Here is a 19,874-nt window from a genome sequence, read left to right as displayed (position 1 = left end):
TTAGACGAAAGGAACACTTCATGAAGAAAATCCTTATGGTACTGACCAGCGTTTCCGAGATCGGCGATACCGGAGAGAAGACCGGCTACAACGTGGCCGAAGCTGCACATCCCTGGAAGGTCTTCAAGGATTCCGGGCATTTCGTCGACTTTGCGTCCATCCAGGGCGGCCAGCCTCCGCGTGACGAGGTGGACTCAGCAGATCCCATCCAGGTCGCCTTCGCCGAGGACGAGACCACGCGCGCCGGTCTCTACAACACTGCCCGCGTCGACGTCGTTGATCCCGCACAGTACGACGCCGTCTTCCTCGTGGGCGGCCACGGCACCATGTGGGACTTCCCGGACAGCGAAGGCTTGCAGAATCTGGTGGCCAGCGTCTACAACGCCGGCGGCTTGGTGGGCGCGGTCTGCCACGGACCGGCCGGCCTGCTGAAGGTGGAATTGGAGAACGGGTTCCGCCTCGTCGAGGGCAGGAAGGTTGCCGCCTTCACCAACGACGAGGAGGTTGCCGCAGGGAAGGACAAGGTCATCCCGTTCTTTTTGGCAGACCGACTTGAGGAACAGGGCGCCACCCATGTCTCCGCTGGTGTCTTTGAGGAAAAGGTCGTGGTCGACGACCGGCTGGTGACCGGCCAGAACCCGGCCTCAGCCGCCGGCGTGGCCAAGGAGATGGAGAAGCTCTTCGCAGAGGTCATCCACCAGGAAAAAGCCGAGGAACAGCACGAGACGGAGGCTCTGCGCGCCGGGAAGGACGCCGAGAAGAACGCCAAGAAGGCTGCTGCGGCAGGCACCGAGCACTAAAAGCCCGCAGCGCACTGATACTGGCGGCCGCCCCGACGACAGGGCGGCCGCCAGTCGCCGTACGTGCGCGCCGGCAACCACACAGTCCAACGCATCTGATTTTCCGCTGCGCTCATTGCCTACGAGTACGTTCCAGACAAAGCGAAAGGCCCTGCTTCCCTTTGTTTGCAAGGGAAGCAGGGCCTTTCTCATTGGCGGTGACGGTCATCATCCCCGCAGTTTCGCGGAAAATCCTCAAAAGCCCTGATTTTCCAGCTAGACGGGGGACTTTTGGTCACACTCTCCAACAGTTGAAAACACCACTTCACAGCGATTCCTTTGCCAATTATTTGCCAAGGAACCGATCCGGTCGGGCCAGGTCGAGCCCGCTGGCCACGGTGTCCAGGTCCGTCCTTGAACAGATGTGGGGGGCGGAATCGGGTGACGCGTTCAGGACCGAGCCGGGCGGCCCCTCGTTCTCCCTTTTTGCCAGCCCGGGACCGCGGCGTCAAGGGCTGCCTTGTCAGAGGAGAGGGTGTCTTCCCTTAGCTTCTGCCTTAGACCGTGGATCCACACTCCGAGGGTGTGTTCCTGTTCGGTGTCGTATTCGCGGTGGCGGGGCCAGTCGTTGCCCTCGGCGCGGTACTGCACAAGCTCTGCCAGCCGCGTGTGCCAGCGGGCTTCGTCGGCAGCTGTCCTAGCGTTGGTGTCCCAGCCGGCGATCCGGGCCAGTCCGTCCCGGTAGGAGGGATGAAGTGTCCCGGCGGCTGCCTCCCTGCGGCGCTGCCTGATCCAGGCTTCCATGGAACGCTCTGCCTGGTCAGTGGCGCGGCAGCCGGCCCGCGCCGGCGACCCAGGCGATGACTTCCTCCATCCGCGCCACAGCGGCCGGGGACAATGCCGCCCCGGCGGCGATGTGCGCTGCTTCAAGCTCGGGGTCCTGGCGGCGCGCAATGCCCAGGTGGTAGCCCACGGTCGCCGGCGCGGCGCGCACCACAGCGGCGATGCGGTCCCGGCCCAGGCCGAGACGGTACATCAGCACCCACTCGGCATACGGGGCCTTTCGCAGCAGTCCATCCATGATGGGGCTCATCCTGCCACGAGGTTCACCGTCGAAAAAGTGATCCGGGCGTATGTCGCGGGATCGGGGGGAGTGACTGGTTTCCGCTGCGCTCCAACCAGTTATCGGTGGTCCGCTGGCGCGGCCGGCTGTTGGGCATTTTTAGTTGGCCAGCGGACTAAACGCAAATTCTGGGAACCCAATAGCCACTGACCGGAGTCAGGAGAAGAAGGGGGCAAACTTCTGTGGTCGCTAGACCACAGTCACAGCTCCGTGCCGGTTTACTAAGAAAATCGTTATACCGAGGCTGACTAGGGCCGGTTTCCTCGACCCGGAGTTGGAACTGCCCTCTCCTTTGACCTCAACGACGAGCTTTCTGCCCTTTAGTTCAGCAGCAATGTCGTCACCGCGAACCCGACCGATGGCCGGAGCCCAACTCGTGATCGTCCAACCTTCCTTCTCTAGGTGGCTGCGCACGGCCGAGGAGACCTCGTCCTCCGCCAGGATCTGATCGGAGTCCCGTCCCATCGGTTTCTGTCGCATGACACATCCTCTCAGCGCCTGTTCTGACGGCGCACGCTCGCCCCGCCGGATGGTTTAGTGGTCGGCAATGACAGTGCAGTCTGACCCTTCTAGCCACCTTGAGACCAGTAGGCTAGCTGGTGTTCGTCACTGTGAGCCGGGTGTGGATTAGTCGGTTGCGGCGACTAGTCCTCCTTGATCGCATTGATCTTAAGTAGTTCGACGCCCTTAGCTGGGCTCTCGGCATTACCCAGTTCATCTTCAACGAGGAACTGGGGTTTTACTCGCCCCTCAGTCCGGCCGGATTCGACTTTCCAGACCGGCCCATTGGGGACGAGTCTGCCCATAGTCGCGCTCGTGGAGGCCCACCTAACGGTGAGCGATCCATCACTGATATTTTTGCTAGTAATGAGGTCGCCATAGCTGACCTCGTGTGGGCCAGTCCGCACTCCCTTCAGCGGTTGATCGCTGGCCGGGACATGGTAGAAATCCCATCGAGGATAGTTGTCCGGGTCTTTCCATGAAACCCTGAAGTCGATACCTGTCTGGTACCCCTGATCGGTCACGCGACCGCAGAAATGATAAGGATCATCGAGATCTTTGTCGGGGATCGTTGGGCCGTCGTGCTCTTTCATCGCTATCTGGTGCTTGGGCCCGGTGATGCGAATGTCCTTCATGGGGCCGCTGCCACTCAGGCCTGAGTAGTCCGTCAAGAGGAACCAATCGACCCCGTTCACCGGGGATGCGGGCGTGTAGGCGACGGTGAATGCTTCCGGTTTTGAATTTCGTCGTGATACTTCCGCGAGAGCTTCATTGCGTTCCTCGGCAAGGTTCAGGCTCCGCCGTCGCTCATCGGTGATCCGAAGGCCGCGAATCCATAGAACAGGCTTCTTCAGCCGTCGGATCATGCCGAGGATAAAACGCCGTGTGGCCCTTATCCCAAAAAGGACGAGCAGCACCACGATGATGCCGACCGGCGCCAGATCCTGCCAAAATCTCGGATTGGTTGGGCCTGAAATGGTTCCGGTCCAAATGGCGGCCAAGTAGACAAGGAATGGAGTGCTTACGCATGCACCTATGGCGCCCGCCAGGGAGTTCGAACCTAGATCGCTCTTTTTCTTATCTTGATCAGCCACTAAGAAATCCTAACGGTGCCTCACCCAGATCAGCGGTTCGATACAAATACTTAGCTTCCTATGTCCTGCCCGGGTTGCCCCGTGGCGAGGGAAGAGATGCCGCGCCCTGCTCGAAAGTTGCACGGTGGAACTGGTCCTCGGAGGAGCGGTCAAAAACGACGGTATGCGCCGACCGACTGGCGCTGTCCTGTGTGTTTACAGTTGATGGCGCCCGCGACCGAAACCGAAACTCATGTCTCCCAAGGCATTGGGGTGCGGGCAGCGCATGCAGGCTGTCCCTTTCCTGGCCAGTCGCGTCCGAAGGAGCGGTTGCAGGGACACCGCTTGGGAGTGTTCGGGTTTTTTAGCACCCGAAAGCGCGCAGGTTTGACCGTGGGACTGTAGTCGAGGGTTGCTCCGACCAGCACGGCCCGTGCAGCGTCGCTGACAAACAGTTCCGCACCGGGACATCCGTATTTGGTATCCGAGTCATTGCCTGGGCCCTGGGTGAACACATATGTGTTCCCACAGCAGCCTCCGTTTTGGATGTCCACCCGCGCATGCCCTCCAATCAATTCCAGCTGACGAATGGCTGCGGCGGTGACGATGAATGGTGGAAACACGATCTCTGCCATGGCGGACACTCTAATCGAGGCCGAAGCGGGGATTGGTGACATTCGATGTATTCAGTGCCGCTAGATCGGCGCCACTAGGCGGTCGTCAAAACGACCCTTATTGCCGCGCCCAAGAAGGCATCCTTGAGTGTGGCGGTTTGTCGGTCAGCGACTGCGATGAAACACTCTCGCCATGAGTCCTTGGTTCGAACGCCGGTCGGGCATGCAGCCAGTGGCTGAAGCTTCCGTGCATTACGTATCTGCTTCCGCCACCATCTACGCCTCACCACGGCAGGTGTGGGACTTCATCCAACCACCGGAGAACAGCGTGCTCTTATTCCCGGACGTGGTTCGAGGATTCCGAGCTCCGCCGGTGGAGGGAGCCGGGGAAATCCAGGTATTTATCTCGGTCCGAGATGGTGTGGAGCAAGTTTCGGCACTCGAGGTCCTGGAAGAGATTCCGCAGCAACTGGCTATCACCAGGAGCTTGGGAGCAGAAGACGCTGCGGCGCGTACGCGGACTTTCCTACGCCCGGGGGAGGGCGGAGCCACGGTCCTCGAAGTCGGGCAGTACTTCAGCCTGCCGGCCGAGGCGGGAGGCTATGTTTTCCAACATGAACAGCACTACAGGCTCTACTTTCGAGAGTATGTCGAACGCGTTAAGGCATTCCTCGAGCAACCCTCCGTGGCTGCCCCAGGATACCGGGAGCAGAGTCCTCCGGGTCGCTAGTAGTTTCCTCAAGTCTGCGAGTGGTTGAGCGGACGCAACTGCAGGACGGGAGTGGTAGTGCGCGGTTGGTCAGAACTCACGACCGATACCAAAGTAGGTCAATAGCTCTCTTGGGCCGTTTTTGATTGAACGATTCGGGCACAGCACAATCGGACGTCAGGCAACTGTCCCCGTTCGCGTCAAGCCAGGGTCCTGTACCTCCAGCGATTCACACACCCTTCATCCGCCGCTCTCGATAGAGTCAGCACATGGGGGTTTGGGACAAAGTAAAGGCAATTTTTGGCGGGACCACAGCGGCAGCTCCGGGCGCTCAGGAACCGGCGAGCTTGTCAACGGTGTCCCCTAAACCAGCTCGCCTGCCGCCGGTGACTCCGGTCCCGCTGCGCGGGGACTCCGGGGGATCGCCTCGCCGTTCGCCTGCACGGCGAAACTACGAGGCAGAAAAGGCTAAGGCTGCGGCCGCCGGTCAAAGCGTCAAGAGCTACCGCGCGGGTTATGTTCCGCCGGCAGAAGCCAAGAGCGAACTGGTGGCCGGCCCTGACGGTATGCCGCCACTTCGCCTCGTATCGTCCAGCAACGGCCTGGACTTGGCCCTCCACAACGGGCAGTTGGTCGATTACAAAATCCTTGCGTTGCGACATTTTCAGATTTTCGCGTTCCGCGTCGTTGGCATGGGCTTCTATGAGGATCCGAACAAACCGTTCAAGTTCCGGAACGGCCAACGCGTTCAGGCTGTCCGCGAACCCAACAACGAACACGACGCTAACGCTGTCGCGATCACGACGGGCCGCCCAGCGAAGAAGTTCGGCTACGTGAACAAACAGCGAGCCACGTGGGTCGCCAAGCTCTTGGACGCCGGTCAGGAATTGGATGGCATCGTAATTCAGAGCAAGGCGGCTTCGCCCCGTGTCCTCCTGACCACCCCGGAGATGCTTGCCTACCTTCAGAGGGACTGAAAGAGGGACGACGACCGGCTTTGCCGATTCGAAATCCGGGCGGTGCTGTCATCTGATACGCAGCGATATCCGGCGGCCATTTCACGGTGGTAGATGGCGGGCTTGGGTAGTGTTGAGCTCAAAGATAGGCGTTGGCATGGGGGAGCTGCACCGTTAATCCGAGCAAAGGAACCCCATTGGCCCGCAAAGTTCATGTTCAGCTGATTGATGACATTTCAGGCGAGGAAGCCCAAGAATCGGTCAGGTTTGCCCTCGATGGTGTCGAGTACGAAATCGACCTGGCAGAAGAGAATGCAGCCGGGCTGCGCAAGGCGCTGGGACCCTATATTGCTCGTGGTCGGCGTGTTCGTGGATCCTCAACCGGCCAGAGAGGCAGGGCCACGACGTCGAACCGGGAACAGACTCAGCGAATCAGGGAATGGGCCGAGGCCAACGGGTACAGCCCCAGCTCCCGGGGCCGGATCAGTCGAGACATCATGAAAGCGTATGAGGAGGCCCACTGAAAAGGCCGGCCTGGCTAAGACTTGGCTGAGCTGCAGCCGACGGGGCTAAAGCCCCAGGGCCGGATCGAGTCGCTGGAGGTAGGGGAGCGGCGGCTGTGGTTCTCTAGGGCGCCAGGGCCTGGGAGCGTCGATAGAACGTTGCGCGAGACATTCCGAGGTCGCGGGCAACCTGGGCAGCAGGTGCGCCTCCTTCGACCAGACGCACGGCGTTGCGGACCTGACTGTCCGTGATACGTCGGGGCCGGCCGCCCAGGTCCAGCCCGGCTTGCCGCCGTTTGCTGATGGAGTCGGCGACGCGTTCGCGTTTGATTTCATGTTCCATTTGGGCGAGGGCGGCCATGACGGTACACAGCATCGAGCCAATCGGTGTCGAGGTATCAACGTCGCCCCCGCCCGGGTTCAGGACTCTGAGGCCGGCGCCGCGGGTCTGGAGAGCGTCGGCGAAGGCGAGCATGTTCTGCGTGGATCGCCCGAGCCGGTCCAGGGTGGTGATGACGAGAGTGTCGCCCTCGACCAGTGCGTCCAGTGCTCGGTCGAACTGAGGTCGCGAGGACCTGGCCCCGGAGACGCCGCGGTCGATGTAGAAGTCATCCCGTCGGACGCCGGCGGCCAGAAGGTCTGCCTGCTGCCGGTCAGTGGACTGCTGCCGCGTCGAAACCCGTGCGTAGCCGATCAGTTTCGCCGTGCCTGCTCCAGGGTGTTTCATAACTAATGGTGAATACACCGATTCAACCAGAGGGTTTCGAGACGTAGTTATGAGAATCGCGGGCGCCGCGAAGTCTCCCGAGAATTGGCGGAATCTTGGCCGCCGCCATCGCGGACTTGGCGTGGTCCCGGCGAGACGTCTCGTATCCCATGGGTTATGAGATGGGTCTAGGATCCGAGGTTGTCGATCTCGTAATCGTCATCGCCGTTCTCGGGCACACTTGTCCCGCCTTCGTCCCAAGTCCTCATGTCGTTGAAGCCCTTGCACGGGCCGAGACACCCGTCGCAGTTTAGGTTTCTGTGCTTCGCTGCGTGGCGAACTCGTGGGTTGTCGCCCATCGCTCCCAAGTCGATAGACTCCTCCGTCATCCGTGCCTGCGGGTAGCGCGGACGCGCGACCATCGATACTTCCTCGGCCCTCATATTGCGGGCGTTCGCGTAGGCCTCGGTCGGGTAAGCCTTCCCGATCTCGTGGTCGCACCGCGTTGCCCGGCAGATGGAACAATTTCCGTCGTCGTCTCGGAAGGCGGTCTTATCGTAAAACTCGGCCATGGTGTGGTCGCAGTCCTCGACCAGTCGCCCGCAGATCGAGCATTCGAAGTCGCTGATGAGCCCGGCGGACATTCCAACGCGCAGGTGGGAAATGTTGACGGAGCAGTTCGTCCAGAACTCATCGTCGTCTCGCAAAACGATGGGACAGCCAAACAGACCCCGGCGTATGAAAGCCGCCCGGTGGATCGCCGTGTGAGCTACCTCCGCCAATTCGTGATCCTCGAGGTAATTTAGTGCGGCTACGGCTGCGGCCTCGGAGCCTCGGATCATCGGCTCGACTGTGGCGAGCGTTTCCTTGTCAATCATCGCCGAGCAGGCGAGCCACTCGGAGCGCTTCTGCCGCTGGATTTCTCGACGAAGCGCATCGTCATCTGTTACTAACGGCGTGTGCATCGACGGAACATCTTTAGCGTGCTCGCCGAGAGCCGCCAGCGCTGCAGCGTAGGACTCGTCGGCAGTTCGTAGTGACTCCCTGCCGTTTACGTCGAGATAGCGTTCGCGGTGCGGTCCACCCGATGGCGGTATAGGTCCCCACTGCATAATCACCGTTGTGAAACGACGGCCCCTAGGTCCTGTCACTTTGGCCACCGCCAGGCTGGTCGAGGGACTGCTGCTTGATTACTCGCAGAGCTTCGAGGACCTCGGCACCGCTGCCCTCGATCTCGACGTTCCGTGACGTGCTGGTTTCGGCGATGGAGACCTTTAGGGGCAGCTCCCGTACGCTCTCGTCGGTCCACCCCTGGGACTTTGCGCGATGGGTGAGGAACTGCTCGACCGTGAAAATGAGCCAATCACTGGTCATGTTCACGAGAGCAATGCCAAGCGCCCACATCTCGGGGTCAATACTGAACTCCTGAAGGTACTTTCGCGTACCCTCTGGAGTCGAAAACTCCACCGGGATACCAGCGGCGCGTGCGGCCTTTGGCAGGTATCGAACGTTGTCCGTGTAGCGCGGCATAGTGTCACCGTCGTCGTCCACCGGCTTCCTGGTGGGAATGATGTAGACCTTGTTCGGCTGCATGCTATCGGGGATTGCGCCGGGTAAAGGGCTCCATTCCCCCTCGGTAATTTTTGCTGTCATGCCACGGACGATACCGGTGGAAATGCAGTGAGGCGAACTAGTTGGGTACGCGTTCGAGGAACCAACCCCATGCTTCGTCGAGCGGCGTCCATAAGAGACGACCCTGGACGCGTTTCCCGTACCAAGCTGCACGTGTTGCATATCGGAAGTCCGTTGAGGTGTGTTCCTTCCAAATCCACCCGGGACCGTAAGGCCCCATGCCATGGGGCTTGTCTGGAAATCCCCCTGGCCTAGGGAAGGTGACCAACTGATGTGTCAGTGCCCCGCGTGCCAGTACGAGCGCCCCGACCACTTGGCCGTTCTCCTGTGAGTAGACCGCGTCTTGGTCCCTGCCGGATTTCATCCCACGAGGGACAAAGTACGCTTCATGAAGGTCGTATACGGCATGAAGAGCGAAATGTGCTTCGATTGCCGCAGCGTCGACGTCGTTACCTTTACATGCCTCTTTTACTCGCGCGGAGGCCAGCTCGAGACCTCGGAGGCTCAACAGGTATGAGTTGCGGGTTTCTGGCACCTTCACAACATTACGGCGGCCGAATCCCGAAATTATGACAAGGAAGGCCCCTGTAGCCGGCAAGTCCACCAACGCTGACTACGATTGGTGTCCATGGACCCAGAAGCTACCGAGGATGCAGCACTGCCCGATTACCGCACGTACACCTCGATGTCGTTGGAGGGCGAAGCTGCTGTAGGACGGATCGCAATCTGGGCCGCATGGCTGGAACAGACACTTGCCCACTTTTGCTCGGCGCTCATAAATGGGCGGAGCGGGGTGGGAGCGACCCTGACGGAGGGCCTGCCGGCCTCGCAGTTGATCCAAACGTCGAGGAGGCTCGCGCTTTCGGTTTATTCACCATTGTCCCAGGAGCTACAGGACCGGGTAGTGGGAGTTCTAGCCAATGCTCAACAGGCCCTGCAGCAAAGAAATAAGATCCTCCATGGATCCGTAGGAGGATCGTTGACTCCAGGCACAACAGCGTTCTTCAGTCGCCGTCTAAACGCAAAGGGGCTAATGGAGGCGACTGTTCACAGCCCTGAAGAGCTGGACGAAATGGGCGCTAGGTTGCATTCCGTAATGGAAGAGGTGTGGGAGTGCATGGAGGAAATCGAACATGCGCTCGGCCGCTACTAAACCCCCGGCCATGACATGGAAGCCGCCAGTCTAAGCAGGTCGTTGTGCCTGCCTGTTGCCGAGGCCACCGTGGATTCCGGGAGGCCGAACATCCTGCAGTTCAGGTCTCAGGCGCCGTGGCGTCCCGGTGCCAGAGCTGATCCTGGCGGGCCGTGTGGAGCGCGCCGGCGACAGTGTCCAAGTCATCCTCGAACAAGTCGGCGTAGCGGTCCAAGGTCATCGCGGCCGATGCGTGTCCAAGCATCCGCTGGAGCACCTTGATGTTCGCGCCGGCACTGATGGCTAGCGACGCCGCCGTATGTCTGAGGTCGTGGGGTGTGATGGTGGGGAACGTCGGGTCGTTCACTTGCGCGCGTTTCCGGGCCGCGGCGAACCACCCACTCTCCATGTTTCCCGGGCGAAGGTAGTTCACACCGTCGCCCCAAAGGAGGGCATGACTTTCCCTACCGGCGCAGGCAGACTCAATGGCAGGTGCCAGAAACGCTGGATAGACGATGGAACGACTTTCGTGCATTTTCGGTGTGCCGGTGACCATCTTGCCGTTGACGTTGACGGCGTTTTCTACGATGAGTACGCGCCGTGCAGGCTGGTCCACGTGGCCGACCCGCAGGCCGGTGGCCTCACCCCATCGGAGACCGGTATAGGCCAGGAACCGCACAAAGTCGGGGTACTTGGATTCCAAGGCAAGGGCTTCAGCCTGGCTGTGCGTCAGGTACCCACGGGGACGGCTTGTCCGGCGGGCGATTTTGACGCCCTCTGCCGGGTTCGAGGAGATGCGTTTGTCTTCCGCGGCGTCGTGAAGAATCCCTGAGAGTACGCCGAGGCAACGTGACACCGTTGTGGGACTGCGATGCTCGGAGAGGGAGGCCACCCACGCTTTGATCTCCGAGCGCAGCAGTGAAGAGACATAACGGTCCCCCCATTTGGGGTGGACGTGGTTTCGCCAGGCGCTTTCGATGCTGTGGAATGTTGAAGGTTTGACCGTGTGCTTGTGGGCTGCCAGCCACTCTGCGCCGAGGGTTTCGATAGTGATGTGCCCGTCCCTCGGTGCGATGAACTGGCCGCTCCGCTTGGAGACCTCCACGCCGTCCAGGAAGGCCTGAGCATCACGCTTGAGTTTAAATCCGCGCTTCTGGCCCTGGGTGTTATTCGGCTTTTTATAGAGCACGCGGTACCACTTGCCGCTCTTATTTTCGTAGGCGTGGATACTCCCCATGCTCTACCTTCCCTGTAGATGCCGTGGTGCGGATGAAGTGTCAGTAAATGTTAGTTTGGGCATTCCGTCAAACGTCTAAAATGCATTGGGAGTGCCGGAATCTGTGACTTCGCAGGACCGTGTAGCGTTTTTGAAACAAAAGATGGCACAGCTCCTGAGAGGGCTTTTTGTTGGTTTATCAGGGGATTCCGCTGCTTTAAGGCGCGTGCCGCATGTACCGCCGATTTGCGACTTTATTCCGACACCAAAAACTCTGAAAATTGGCGTGCTCAACTGTGCTCGAAAAGCCTGCGGCAGGGGGCACTGGGCCGAAACTGGTGCCATTGTTGGGCTCTACGCCCGCGCGCCCAGAGGCAGTTTCTCTTGAGTGAGGCTGAAGCCGAGCTGTGCCGAACTGTGCGCGACAGTCCGAGGGTCGATGGGTGATTCTGCGTCGATATCAGCGCCATCATTGACCTGGTTGGGCGTATCGAGGCCAAGCGAACAGTCGCGATGTGTCCATAACCCCGAAGTGTGCCAATCTGTGCTCGCCCAAAATAGCGGGTTATGTAGAGAAATGTGGAAGTTCGTGGGACCACTCACGCATGTGTGTATACTGTGTGACACACGAGATCAAAGCTCCGAAAACAATCACAAGGAGTAGTGGAGAGTAATCTCCCCGAGTGGATACGCACCACAAGGTGCACGGCCGACATAGCGATCTGAAATGGTTCGTCGGGTGATCCTCTTGCCGCTGAAAAGCCGCAAGGGATACCTATGTCTACAACCGTTTCAATCAGCCGACCCACCCTCAGCTCCATTGCCGAGCGCCTGACCGCCATAGAACGCGACATCTCGAGTACTCGCGTCCCGGTGCTGGACAGCCTTCTCACTCCGCCGGCCCTCGCCGGACAACTGGACGTCACCGAGCGCACTCTCAGCGAGTGGCGCATCACGGGCCGCGGTCCCGCCTTCATCAGACTGGGCAAAACTGTCCGCTACCGGTCCGCGGCCGTCGAAGCCTGGCTGCTTTCCCAGGAGCACCACAGCACCTCCGAGGAGGTGCGTTACTAATGCCGGCAGCAAAAAACCGTTCCGTCGCGAACGACACTTCGAGAGCGGTCAGTCCCCGCAACCCTGGACGACCCTCTGTCCGGTCCAAGTCCAAGGACAAGAAGTCCGCACCGCGTCGCTATAGCTCATTCAAGATCACGCAGTACCTGCATCATCCGGAGACGGGCGAGGCACTCATGACCCCGAGGCAACTCCAGAGGGGCCTCGCCCACCGTTCGATCACCAAGTGGGCATGGACCGAGCACGACAAGGACCGTCGTAGTGATGGAAGTCGGGTTCCTCCCCACATCCATATCGCGTTGCAGTGCAGGGATGCCCGGACCCGTGAGCAAATCGCCGAGTGGTTCGGTGTGCCGCTGGAGTTAGTCCAAGTCTTGGGCGGCAGGGGCGGCTTTGCGAGCTACCTCCGCTACCTGACCCACGAAGATCCAACGCAACAGGCTCTAGGTAAGCACCGCTACCCGGACACCAATGTCGTCGCCAACTTTGATTGGCGAGGCGAAATAGAAGCCCACTTCGCAAGACCCCTGAAGCTCCCGACACGCTTGGACGAGGTCAAAGTCGGAGTGCTGTCCGGGAACCTGTCGATATGGGAAGTCCGTGAGACCGACCCGCTCATGTACGCGAAACACTTCTCTACGCTGAAACGCCTGGCCGAGGAATGCAGGATGGCCCACGTCGAAGCGGGCACCCTGACGCCCGACCACCAAGACATGAGACTCCGGGTGCGCACTGGAGTGACCCTGACAGAGACCTTGAGCTGGATCGCCGATCGGCTCGGCTTCGAGGGAGATAGCTATGACCGCCTCTTGCGGGCCAGCAACGTCGTTATGGGCAAGGACAGCATCGTAAACGCGGCGTAACTCGTAACTTCCAGTTCACCACCCGTGGCTGGAGAACCTACCTAAGGAAAAACACTATGTCTATTGAAGATGAGGTTGCAGCCGTCAAATCAGCGGCAGCGAAGAAGCTCCGGCTCCTGCGGGATCGTGAGCGCAAGCAGCAGCAGGCCGTGGACACGAGGATGCTCATGTTGATGCGCGACAAGCACCCTGGGCCGGCAGCTCAGCTCGAGGGTGAAGCGCGTGCGCAGCTTGCCGCCGAGTCGGCCCAGCGGTCCACGCGGGCCAAGACATCGAGGGCGGTGCCGCCGCCGGCGGGCCAAGGCAACGGCGGGAATGGCGTTACTCCGCACGACGGACGCAGCACGGAGGATGCGCCGTGACCGGCGGGCAGCCTGTCGTCGACGGCCAGTATCCGGGCGCCGAAGCACGCGGGTGCAGTGCCCTGGTTCGGGTTTGGGGGTCGAGGGGGAAGGGCGGAGCCCAGCCCCTCGCAAGCGGCGCACTGGACGACGAGCGAAGCGGTGTCGGACAGAGTGCCTGCTTGCGTTCGTTTTCCACCGCAGTTTTCTTGCCTCATGGCCGGTTGGAGGCGGGTATATGAGCGGCACTTCAAAACAGCTTGCTCCCCAGCGGAGGAGCCGCCGGATCGACACGCGGTTCAGCGGAGCTGAACTCGCGTTGGTCGAGAAGGTGGCGATGTGGCGGGGGTTGCCGCCGTCGGCCTTCGTCAGGGGCGCGGCTCTTGCCGCGGCGAAGCAGGCTGAGGGGCAGGGCGGCGGCGCCGGGGCGGCAGAGCCGCCTCCGGCTGCGCTCACCGAGCGTCAGCTCAGGGTTCTGGATGCTGCCCGGGTCGGCGTGAAGCGCGTCGGGGTGAATCTCAACCAGTTGAGTCGCCTGGGGCATCGGGGAGTGCTGGACTTGGGAGCCCTCGCTCCGGTGGTCGACGCGTTGACGGAGCACTATGAACGCATGGTCAACGCTCTCAGTGGGAAGGAGTGCCCGTGAGCATCACGACGGTGTCTCCGGTATACGCACTGGGGACCCGCGCGGACTATCTGGAGTTTGGTGTCGGGGCGAAGAAGAGGGGCCATAAAGCGGCAGGGACCGACCGGCTGGCTCCGGGGTTCTACTGCGATGCACCGAGCATCGACGGGTTCATTAAGATGGGCAACCGGCTGGCCGAGCAGAACGGCCGCAGGGTGAAGGCCCATTCCTACGTGCTGTCCTTCCATCCCGACGAACTGGATGTCAACGATCCCCGCGACTTGAGGCGGGCGGGTGACCTGGCGTTCCTGCTGGCGAAGACGATGCGGCCCAACAGTCCGGCGATGGTCGTGGTTCACGACGACGGCAGGGGCGGCTGCGTCCACGCTCACATCACGATCCTGAACCACGACGCCGTGACAGGTAAGGCACCACGGGATTTCCGCGTGCACTGGCAGGTGAAGCGGGCCAACGACGCCCTCATGCAGGAGGAAGGGATGCAGGTGACCGCGCCGGCACCGGCGTCCATACGAGGTTCCTACTGGGCCAATAAGCGTGATGACGTGGCGGCCTTCGACCGGCAGCTCGGCGATGCGATCGAGCAGGCGGGTCTCGACCCCTCCGCGGTGGACATAGCGACGTTCACGGCGGCGTGCAATGCCCGCGGCGTCGAGGTCATCACAGCGGAACACAAAGTTGTCAGCGACGGGTACCGAAGCAAGACCGCCGGGGAGACCGCCACCGGCATCACCTACAAGATGCGCGACGGGTCCGCGCCCGGAAAGAATCCCCGGGTGCGGCGGCGCAAGGCCTCGTCGCTGTCACCGGAGTTCACAGCAGAAGGCCTGGAGAAGGTATTTACAAAAAAGCAGGAAATGAAGGAGCAAAGGCATGGGAATCATGGAGGCACTCAACCAGCAGCACCACGACCAGAACCACGAGCAGCAACCGACTTCGGAGACGTTATGTTCGTTGCTCGACCGACTCGACGAGATCGAAGAGAACCAGCAGCAGCTCGTGAGGTCATTCAACTCGATGGCACACGGCTTCATCAGCACATGTCAGGGAGTGGAGCAGACGCAGCAGTTGATGCAGCAGCTGAGCAACTCCAACGCCTCCGCGAACGACTCACACGGGAAGATGCTGACAACACTTGCCACGACGCAGTGCGAGATGCTGGAACTGCTGGCCAGCTCCAAGGCCGTCAAGCTCCCCGACGGGACGACGGTGCGGGCCGCGGACGTGTCCGCCCACGCTTTGATGCAGAAAGTGTCGGCGCAGATCAAGGCGCTCGGAACGACGAACTTGAAGTTGGCTGATGCCGTGCATCGCCAACGCGCCGTCAACATCGACCACGAGAAACTGGCCGGTTATCTGGTTCCCCAACTCGGTGAGCAGCTCCTGGTCCATGAGCACGCCATGCAGACTGCTTTCGCTGATGCGAGCCGTCCGATGCTGGCCCAGTTGGAAGAGAGTCGCGCCGCGCTCAACGAAGCCGGGACGCAGGTCAGTGACCAGGTCCGCCGGGCGGGGGAACAAGTCGCGCAGCTCCGAGGAACGGTGACCTGGCGCACAGTGGGCCAGGTCAGTGCTGCGCTCCTGCCGCTGGCGATAGCCGTCTGGGTGGTGTTCGGAACGGCCCAGACTGTTTGGACGGCATTCGGGTTCCAGCCGATTCTTCAGACACTCTGGGGATGGTTCCTGAGCGCCCAGGAGTGGTACTGGAAGCTCGGCATCGCCGGCGCTGCCTTCGTCGTGCTGGCCGGCTTCGGCTGGCTCACCTGGAAGCTCGGGAAGAAGCTGCACGAGGCCTTTAGACGCTTCTGAGAAAGGCGACCGCCTGGTTCCGAGAACAGGGGCCATTCGGTCGTTCGGAGGAGGCAGCCAGCCCGGATCGACCCGGTGCTGGCCCTCCGTCTTCTTCCGGTCTTCGTCCCATCCGAACCACCATGACGACCGACTCAATTAGGGGGCGCGCGTCCGTGACACCACAGAAGCTGCGCACCGGACACGTGAACTTAATCACATAGCTCCACTTCGACGAGCCGTGTTGGGTCTTTACAAAAGATTGCTTCCTGCTCGTCTACGAGCACACCTTGGAAGCTGCGAATTTCCGAGCTCGTACGCCCACCCGGAGAGCGTGGCGATCAGCGGGTTTGAGCATGGCTAGGCTCAACTTCCATGAACACGAAGCCGGGCACGCACACCCCCCTCAATCATCTGGAGCGGCCACTAGAGGCCTACAAGAACGGCAGGCTATCCAGAAGAGGATTTCTCGAAATCCTCAAGTGGGAGATGGCCGTGGCCGGGCACGATACAGTCTCCACCTTCCTCGACGAGGTTCGCGGAAACCAGAGTCTGACTGACGACCTCATCGACGAAATTACTAGCGTCTACACAGAAAACGTCCAACACTGGGCCTTCCCAGAGGAACGGGGCCTTGCCAAGGCCCTTCCCGAAGCGGTCGAGTGTACCTTCCCGGAGCTGATCCAGTCCCTTAAAAGTGCCCGGAGTGCACTGAGCCATGTCCTTGACAAGCTCGTAGGCGTCAACGTGCGCATCAACCTGCGTTCCTCCTATGGCGCCGTTATGGATGCGCGGCGCATCGTGACAGGCGAAATCGCCCTTCTGGAGCGGGCCTGCGAACACGTGGGCGCCGGAACTCTTCTTGCGCCCGAGTTTCCTGGGGAGGACGACTTGGGGCAGCCCTCGTGGTCCTCACCCGGCGGTGCGCCACTCTCCCCAAAACAAATCGTGTGGCTGGCTGACCTTGGGCAGAAGCGGCCGGAGCTCACGGTTAATTACGCGGAGGGGATCAGCGCGCATTCCAGCCCCCCACAGCTGGTTACAGAGCGAATCGAGGCCAGGGAGTGGGAGCGAATCCGGGCGGAGGAAAATCGCAAGCTTGAAGAAAGAATGAGAAAGGGCATGGCACGGTCGTGCCCGCGATGTGAAAGTGCACCAGGCGCGGCCTGCCGCAGCAGGGCAGGAACCGAGACAACTATGCACAAAGGAAGATACACAATCCTGGCGCGAACAAGCCAAAGCATTCGCCGCGGATAGATGGCACCGTTCAATCGTTTCGGATAGCAGTGACCTGGAGTTGAACACATGAACGATTTTGATCTGATCCGTGAGCATGGTCCTCGTTGGCGACGACCTGAGACGCTTGCCCGGAAAGTCGACCTACTCGTGGACACCATCCCAGCTGAGAACGGAAAACCCTCCGACTACCCGGCAGTCCGCGACGCAGCCCAAGCGCACGGTTTCTACGTCTCCAGGGAGCAGTGGGACTCGCTGAAAGCCGGCAAGGAGCAGACCCTCCCTGAGGAGCTCCTGCGGGCCTTGGCAGGGGTGTTCGGCGTTAGCCATGAATACTTGTTGGAGGAGGACGGCCCCCTCTCCGAACGCGTCGAGGCGGAACTTATTCTGCTCCGCAGCATGCGCCGCGCCGGCGTGCGCAATTTTCATGCCTGTCAGAGCGGTCAGATTGATGCAGTGACGCTTCAGGAAATAGCCCGAATTTTGGATGAACTTGACTGAGCTTCCATTGGAGCGGCGTCGACTAAAGAGAACGGCAACGCCATGACTGCTGGCAAACCGCTGCGGGTGCTCGTAGCTGCACCCCATGAGGCCCCAGTGCCGGAAGGTCCGGGGTGGTGGACGCAGATTTCCCCTCTCTCATCCATCGCCCTCTCGGCGGTCATCATCGGGGCGGCCGTTCTCCTCTTGCTGAAACTGCGACGTCAGAAGAGGGCTCTCCTTGGCAACGCCGCAACCCATACCGACAGCCTGGGGCGGAGGCGTGAGGCGGACGCCAGGGCCGAATGGATTCGGCGCACCCAGTGGGCCCTCGGGGCTGCTGCCTCCAACAACGACACGAGGCACTTCTACGGCACCACGATCCTTGAGGCACTGGCCCGTAGCGATCTGACCGGGCCTGAGGACAAATCGATCCTCGATACCGTCTGGGCAGAGTCGTACACGAGGATGCACGACGACGAGATCCGGCATCTTATTGCGGAATGCAGGGCTGCAATCGAGCAGGACAGAGATGAGTCGACCCCTCAGAACCGTGTCCAACTCGCAGCGGACCGCCAAGACGAAAGGCAAGATCCTCCGGCATCCGGAGAAAACGAAGCGACGCGACGAAGCCTTGCATGCAACGCCTCAAGAGCCGATCCGACCAACAAGGAGCAGGTGTTCGCCACGCTGCGTCGCGAGATCCTCGCCGCGCGGCTGAAAGTCACCCTGGACGAGCAACTGGGCCGAGCGACTTCGCCGACGGTGACACGTCTATCCAAGATGAAGCTGCCGCCGATCGCCAGGACGCGCGGGCGTTGAAGCCCGGGGCTGACCGGTTCCTCGGAATAGACGTAGGCCGTCTCGATGGACGCCGCCACCGTCAGCGCAGAGTGCCACGCTGCTCAGCGCCGGCTCGTCCCCAGACGGATAGCCTGTAGAGCCACGCAGTCCAAGCCGAGACGTGTCCCATTACGGTTCTAAGGCTTATCCTCGTCGGTTCCGACGTCGCGGACGGAATCCAGCGCGACCATGAGGCGGCGCGTGTTCGCGGGTGAGCTTAGAAGGTAACTGGTCTCCACCAGTGCGCCGTACTTGCGTTGGTCCTTGCCGTAGCGCCACAGGATGGCGTCCATGATGCGCAGTTCGGAAATCGGTGTCTGGACCGTCGAGAGTTCCTGGATGCGCGCCAGCCGACCCGCAAGGTCAGGGTCTTCCATAAAGAGGTTGTGCCAGTTCAGCCATTGGTCCGCCGCGGAGTCTTTGCCCACGACTGACCCGATTACTTTGTCCCAGATGGGAATGAGATGCGGCCGCTTCCTCGCAAGGATCTTGCTGGCGATGGTGGCCCCGACATCCCAGCGCGTCTTCGGTGTGCGCCGCAGCTCCTTCCAGAGCAGCCATGCCGGACTGCCCTCCCCAAGCCTTTCTTGAGCTTGCTGGACCGTGAGTTCGCTCATCTTCACATCAGTGGGGATATCGGCCAGGAGTTTCTCTATATGGGCTGCCAAGGGTTGCTCTTGCAGTCCGATGATGGCCCGGGCCGGTACCTTGACGCTGAGCATGGACACGGCGACAGCGTCGCTGTCGGTGATCCTGTCCTTCACGTCCGGGTTGTCACCGCGGCCCCCCCCCACTCGTCAAAGTAGCTGCCCGTGCTGAGCATTCCCGTCTTGGTGGATCGTTCGAGGTAGTAGCGCCTGAGCAGTTCAGCCGCGGCCCCGACGTTCTCTTCTCTCAGGATGGCTGGAAGTTCCATGAAGTTCCCCTATGGCTGTTGCGCGGACCACGTCCGTCATTGTCCGTGCTGCGACGGTCGTTTGCGAAAGAAGTATCAAAGAGTCGCAGGGTCGAAGTCTAAGCACAGGTCAGGTCGATATCACCCACCGCCGTCGCGTCGTCCTCGGCCATCTCTTGTTGGTGCCTGAATCTGTCAGCTTGTCCTGATGGGGAAAGGCGTTCCGGCTCATTCCACGGCCGTCTGCGTGACATTTCACTGGAGAGCTATTGTCGTTTGCCCTGCCCCGGCAGTCCGCCACTAAGACCCCGCATGCGGCGGCCTGGGCGTTCAGTCACTGGGCGTGCTTCCCGGATTTCGACGGCCAAGACCCGAGCCCTGTACTTCTCCATAGCCGTGGTTTCCGGGAAGGCGTCGACCGCCGGCTTGAGGAACTCTATGACCCTGTCCAGCTGCCTGAGTAGCCCATCTTTTCCTGCCTGATCGCGTGGATGGCTGCGAGTCAGGTATTCCTCTGCCCGCTTACGCACAGACGCCAGGGTCCTTGCTTGCTCCCGGGTAAGTTCAGGAGGCACTCTTCGCAGTATTTGCCTCGTGTCCAAAGAGAGCTGGGGATCGACATGTTTGAGTTCCTGCCGGTGACGGTGCAGTTCCGACACGAGATGGGCCCGCTGCCGGAGAAAATTGAGTCTGAGTCAGCTCACCCGTGTCACTGAGCACTCGAAGCACTTCTGCCGCATCCGCGAGCGACTCGATCTCGCTCCTGC

Annotated in this window: 23 protein-coding genes and 1 pseudogene; 13 read left to right on the top strand and 11 right to left on the bottom strand. The window is 61.0% G+C overall.

The features are described 5' to 3' along the window. The first annotated feature begins 20 nt into the window (after positions 1-20). Positions 21-800, top strand: a complete 780-nt coding sequence (locus AC1DD3_RS08855) for a type 1 glutamine amidotransferase domain-containing protein (RefSeq protein ID WP_476881464.1) — start codon at positions 21-23, stop codon at positions 798-800. A gap of 429 nt (positions 801-1,229) precedes the next feature. On the opposite strand, the gene AC1DD3_RS08850 is transcribed toward AC1DD3_RS08855, so the two are convergent. The 5 genes from AC1DD3_RS08850 to AC1DD3_RS08830 all read right to left on the bottom strand — a co-directional run bounded on the left by AC1DD3_RS08850 (position 1,230) and on the right by AC1DD3_RS08830 (position 4,111). Then, on the bottom strand, positions 1,230-1,583 hold the full coding sequence (locus tag AC1DD3_RS08850) for a helicase associated domain-containing protein (RefSeq protein WP_476881463.1): 354 nt from the start codon (positions 1,581-1,583) through the stop codon (positions 1,230-1,232). Between the two features lie 16 nt (positions 1,584-1,599). Next, positions 1,600-1,860: a hypothetical protein gene (locus tag AC1DD3_RS08845; RefSeq protein WP_476881462.1), complete on the bottom strand. Its 261-nt coding sequence runs from the start codon at positions 1,858-1,860 to the stop codon at positions 1,600-1,602. A gap of 231 nt (positions 1,861-2,091) precedes the next feature. Further along, positions 2,092-2,382, bottom strand: coding sequence for a hypothetical protein (locus AC1DD3_RS08840; RefSeq protein ID WP_476881461.1), 291 nt, complete (start codon positions 2,380-2,382; stop codon positions 2,092-2,094). A gap of 164 nt (positions 2,383-2,546) precedes the next feature. Next, entirely contained in the window at positions 2,547-3,497 is a 951-nt protein-coding gene (locus AC1DD3_RS08835) for a hypothetical protein (protein ID WP_476881460.1), read from the bottom strand. Positions 3,498-3,727: 230 nt separating this feature from the next. Continuing rightward, positions 3,728-4,111 (bottom strand): HesB/IscA family protein, encoded by a 384-nt coding sequence (locus tag AC1DD3_RS08830; protein WP_476881459.1) that lies wholly within the window; start codon positions 4,109-4,111, stop codon positions 3,728-3,730. 1,074 nt (positions 4,112-5,185) lie between these two features. Between AC1DD3_RS08830 and AC1DD3_RS08825 the strand changes: the two genes are divergently transcribed. Both AC1DD3_RS08825 and AC1DD3_RS08820 read left to right on the top strand, forming a co-directional pair. Beyond that, a complete protein-coding gene (locus AC1DD3_RS08825) occupies positions 5,186-5,776 on the top strand; it encodes an HIRAN domain-containing protein (RefSeq protein WP_476881458.1) in 591 nt (196 codons plus the stop codon). A 176-nt stretch (positions 5,777-5,952) separates the two neighbouring features. Then, the gene (locus AC1DD3_RS08820; RefSeq protein WP_476881457.1) at positions 5,953-6,279 is read left to right on the top strand and encodes a histone-like nucleoid-structuring protein Lsr2; all 327 of its coding nucleotides are present in this window, start codon (positions 5,953-5,955) and stop codon (positions 6,277-6,279) included. A 103-nt stretch (positions 6,280-6,382) separates the two neighbouring features. Here AC1DD3_RS08820 and AC1DD3_RS08815 read toward each other — a convergent pair whose 3' ends face one another. From AC1DD3_RS08815 to AC1DD3_RS08805, 3 genes are all read right to left on the bottom strand, one after another. Continuing rightward, complete coding sequence (locus AC1DD3_RS08815) at positions 6,383-6,985, bottom strand: recombinase family protein (protein ID WP_476881456.1); 603 nt, start codon at positions 6,983-6,985, stop codon at positions 6,383-6,385. 167 nt (positions 6,986-7,152) lie between these two features. Next, on the bottom strand, positions 7,153-8,076 hold the full coding sequence (locus AC1DD3_RS08810; protein WP_476881455.1) for a hypothetical protein: 924 nt from the start codon (positions 8,074-8,076) through the stop codon (positions 7,153-7,155). A 25-nt stretch (positions 8,077-8,101) separates the two neighbouring features. After that, positions 8,102-8,617, bottom strand: a complete 516-nt coding sequence (locus tag AC1DD3_RS08805; protein ID WP_476881454.1) for a hypothetical protein — start codon at positions 8,615-8,617, stop codon at positions 8,102-8,104. 607 nt (positions 8,618-9,224) lie between these two features. Between AC1DD3_RS08805 and AC1DD3_RS08800 the strand changes: the two genes are divergently transcribed. Then, entirely contained in the window at positions 9,225-9,749 is a 525-nt protein-coding gene (locus AC1DD3_RS08800; protein WP_476881453.1) for a hypothetical protein, read from the top strand. Positions 9,750-9,849: 100 nt separating this feature from the next. Here the strand turns inward: AC1DD3_RS08800 and AC1DD3_RS08795 are convergent, their stop codons facing one another. Further along, the gene (locus AC1DD3_RS08795) at positions 9,850-10,965 is read right to left on the bottom strand and encodes a tyrosine-type recombinase/integrase (protein WP_476881452.1); all 1,116 of its coding nucleotides are present in this window, start codon (positions 10,963-10,965) and stop codon (positions 9,850-9,852) included. A gap of 756 nt (positions 10,966-11,721) precedes the next feature. Between AC1DD3_RS08795 and AC1DD3_RS08790 the strand changes: the two genes are divergently transcribed. The 9 genes and pseudogenes from AC1DD3_RS08790 (at position 11,722) to AC1DD3_RS08750 (ending at position 18,191) form a co-directional block, all read left to right on the top strand. Further along, entirely contained in the window at positions 11,722-12,018 is a 297-nt protein-coding gene (locus AC1DD3_RS08790) for a helix-turn-helix transcriptional regulator (protein WP_476881451.1), read from the top strand. Next, on the top strand, positions 12,018-12,881 hold the full coding sequence (locus tag AC1DD3_RS08785) for a Rep family protein (RefSeq protein ID WP_476881450.1): 864 nt from the start codon (positions 12,018-12,020) through the stop codon (positions 12,879-12,881). Before AC1DD3_RS08790 ends, AC1DD3_RS08785 begins: the two co-directional genes overlap by 1 nt. Before the next feature lie 56 nt (positions 12,882-12,937). Continuing rightward, the gene (locus tag AC1DD3_RS08780) at positions 12,938-13,243 is read left to right on the top strand and encodes a hypothetical protein (RefSeq protein WP_476881449.1); all 306 of its coding nucleotides are present in this window, start codon (positions 12,938-12,940) and stop codon (positions 13,241-13,243) included. A 217-nt stretch (positions 13,244-13,460) separates the two neighbouring features. Then, positions 13,461-13,868 (top strand): hypothetical protein, encoded by a 408-nt coding sequence (locus AC1DD3_RS08775; RefSeq protein WP_476881448.1) that lies wholly within the window; start codon positions 13,461-13,463, stop codon positions 13,866-13,868. Between the two features lie 158 nt (positions 13,869-14,026). Beyond that, positions 14,027-14,332, top strand: a pseudogene (locus AC1DD3_RS08770) (relaxase/mobilization nuclease domain-containing protein); the annotation flags it as partial. 406 nt (positions 14,333-14,738) lie between these two features. After that, positions 14,739-15,674, top strand: coding sequence for a hypothetical protein (locus tag AC1DD3_RS08765; RefSeq protein WP_476881501.1), 936 nt, complete (start codon positions 14,739-14,741; stop codon positions 15,672-15,674). Between the two features lie 354 nt (positions 15,675-16,028). Continuing rightward, a complete protein-coding gene (locus AC1DD3_RS08760) occupies positions 16,029-16,910 on the top strand; it encodes a zinc finger domain-containing protein (RefSeq protein ID WP_476881447.1) in 882 nt (293 codons plus the stop codon). Between the two features lie 129 nt (positions 16,911-17,039). Then, entirely contained in the window at positions 17,040-17,390 is a 351-nt protein-coding gene (locus AC1DD3_RS08755; RefSeq protein ID WP_476881446.1) for a hypothetical protein, read from the top strand. A gap of 42 nt (positions 17,391-17,432) precedes the next feature. Then, positions 17,433-18,191, top strand: a complete 759-nt coding sequence (locus AC1DD3_RS08750) for a hypothetical protein (protein WP_476881445.1) — start codon at positions 17,433-17,435, stop codon at positions 18,189-18,191. 158 nt (positions 18,192-18,349) lie between these two features. On the opposite strand, the gene AC1DD3_RS08745 is transcribed toward AC1DD3_RS08750, so the two are convergent. Then, a complete protein-coding gene (locus tag AC1DD3_RS08745; protein ID WP_476881444.1) occupies positions 18,350-18,976 on the bottom strand; it encodes a DUF6308 family protein in 627 nt (208 codons plus the stop codon). Continuing rightward, the gene (locus AC1DD3_RS08740) at positions 18,973-19,128 is read right to left on the bottom strand and encodes a hypothetical protein (protein ID WP_476881443.1); all 156 of its coding nucleotides are present in this window, start codon (positions 19,126-19,128) and stop codon (positions 18,973-18,975) included. Before AC1DD3_RS08740 ends, AC1DD3_RS08745 begins: the two co-directional genes overlap by 4 nt. Positions 19,129-19,874 lie beyond the last annotated feature (746 nt).

It is taken from the genome of Arthrobacter sp. 05T444, assembly GCF_056395905.1.
This window is presented reverse-complemented; position numbering and strand designations above follow the sequence as displayed.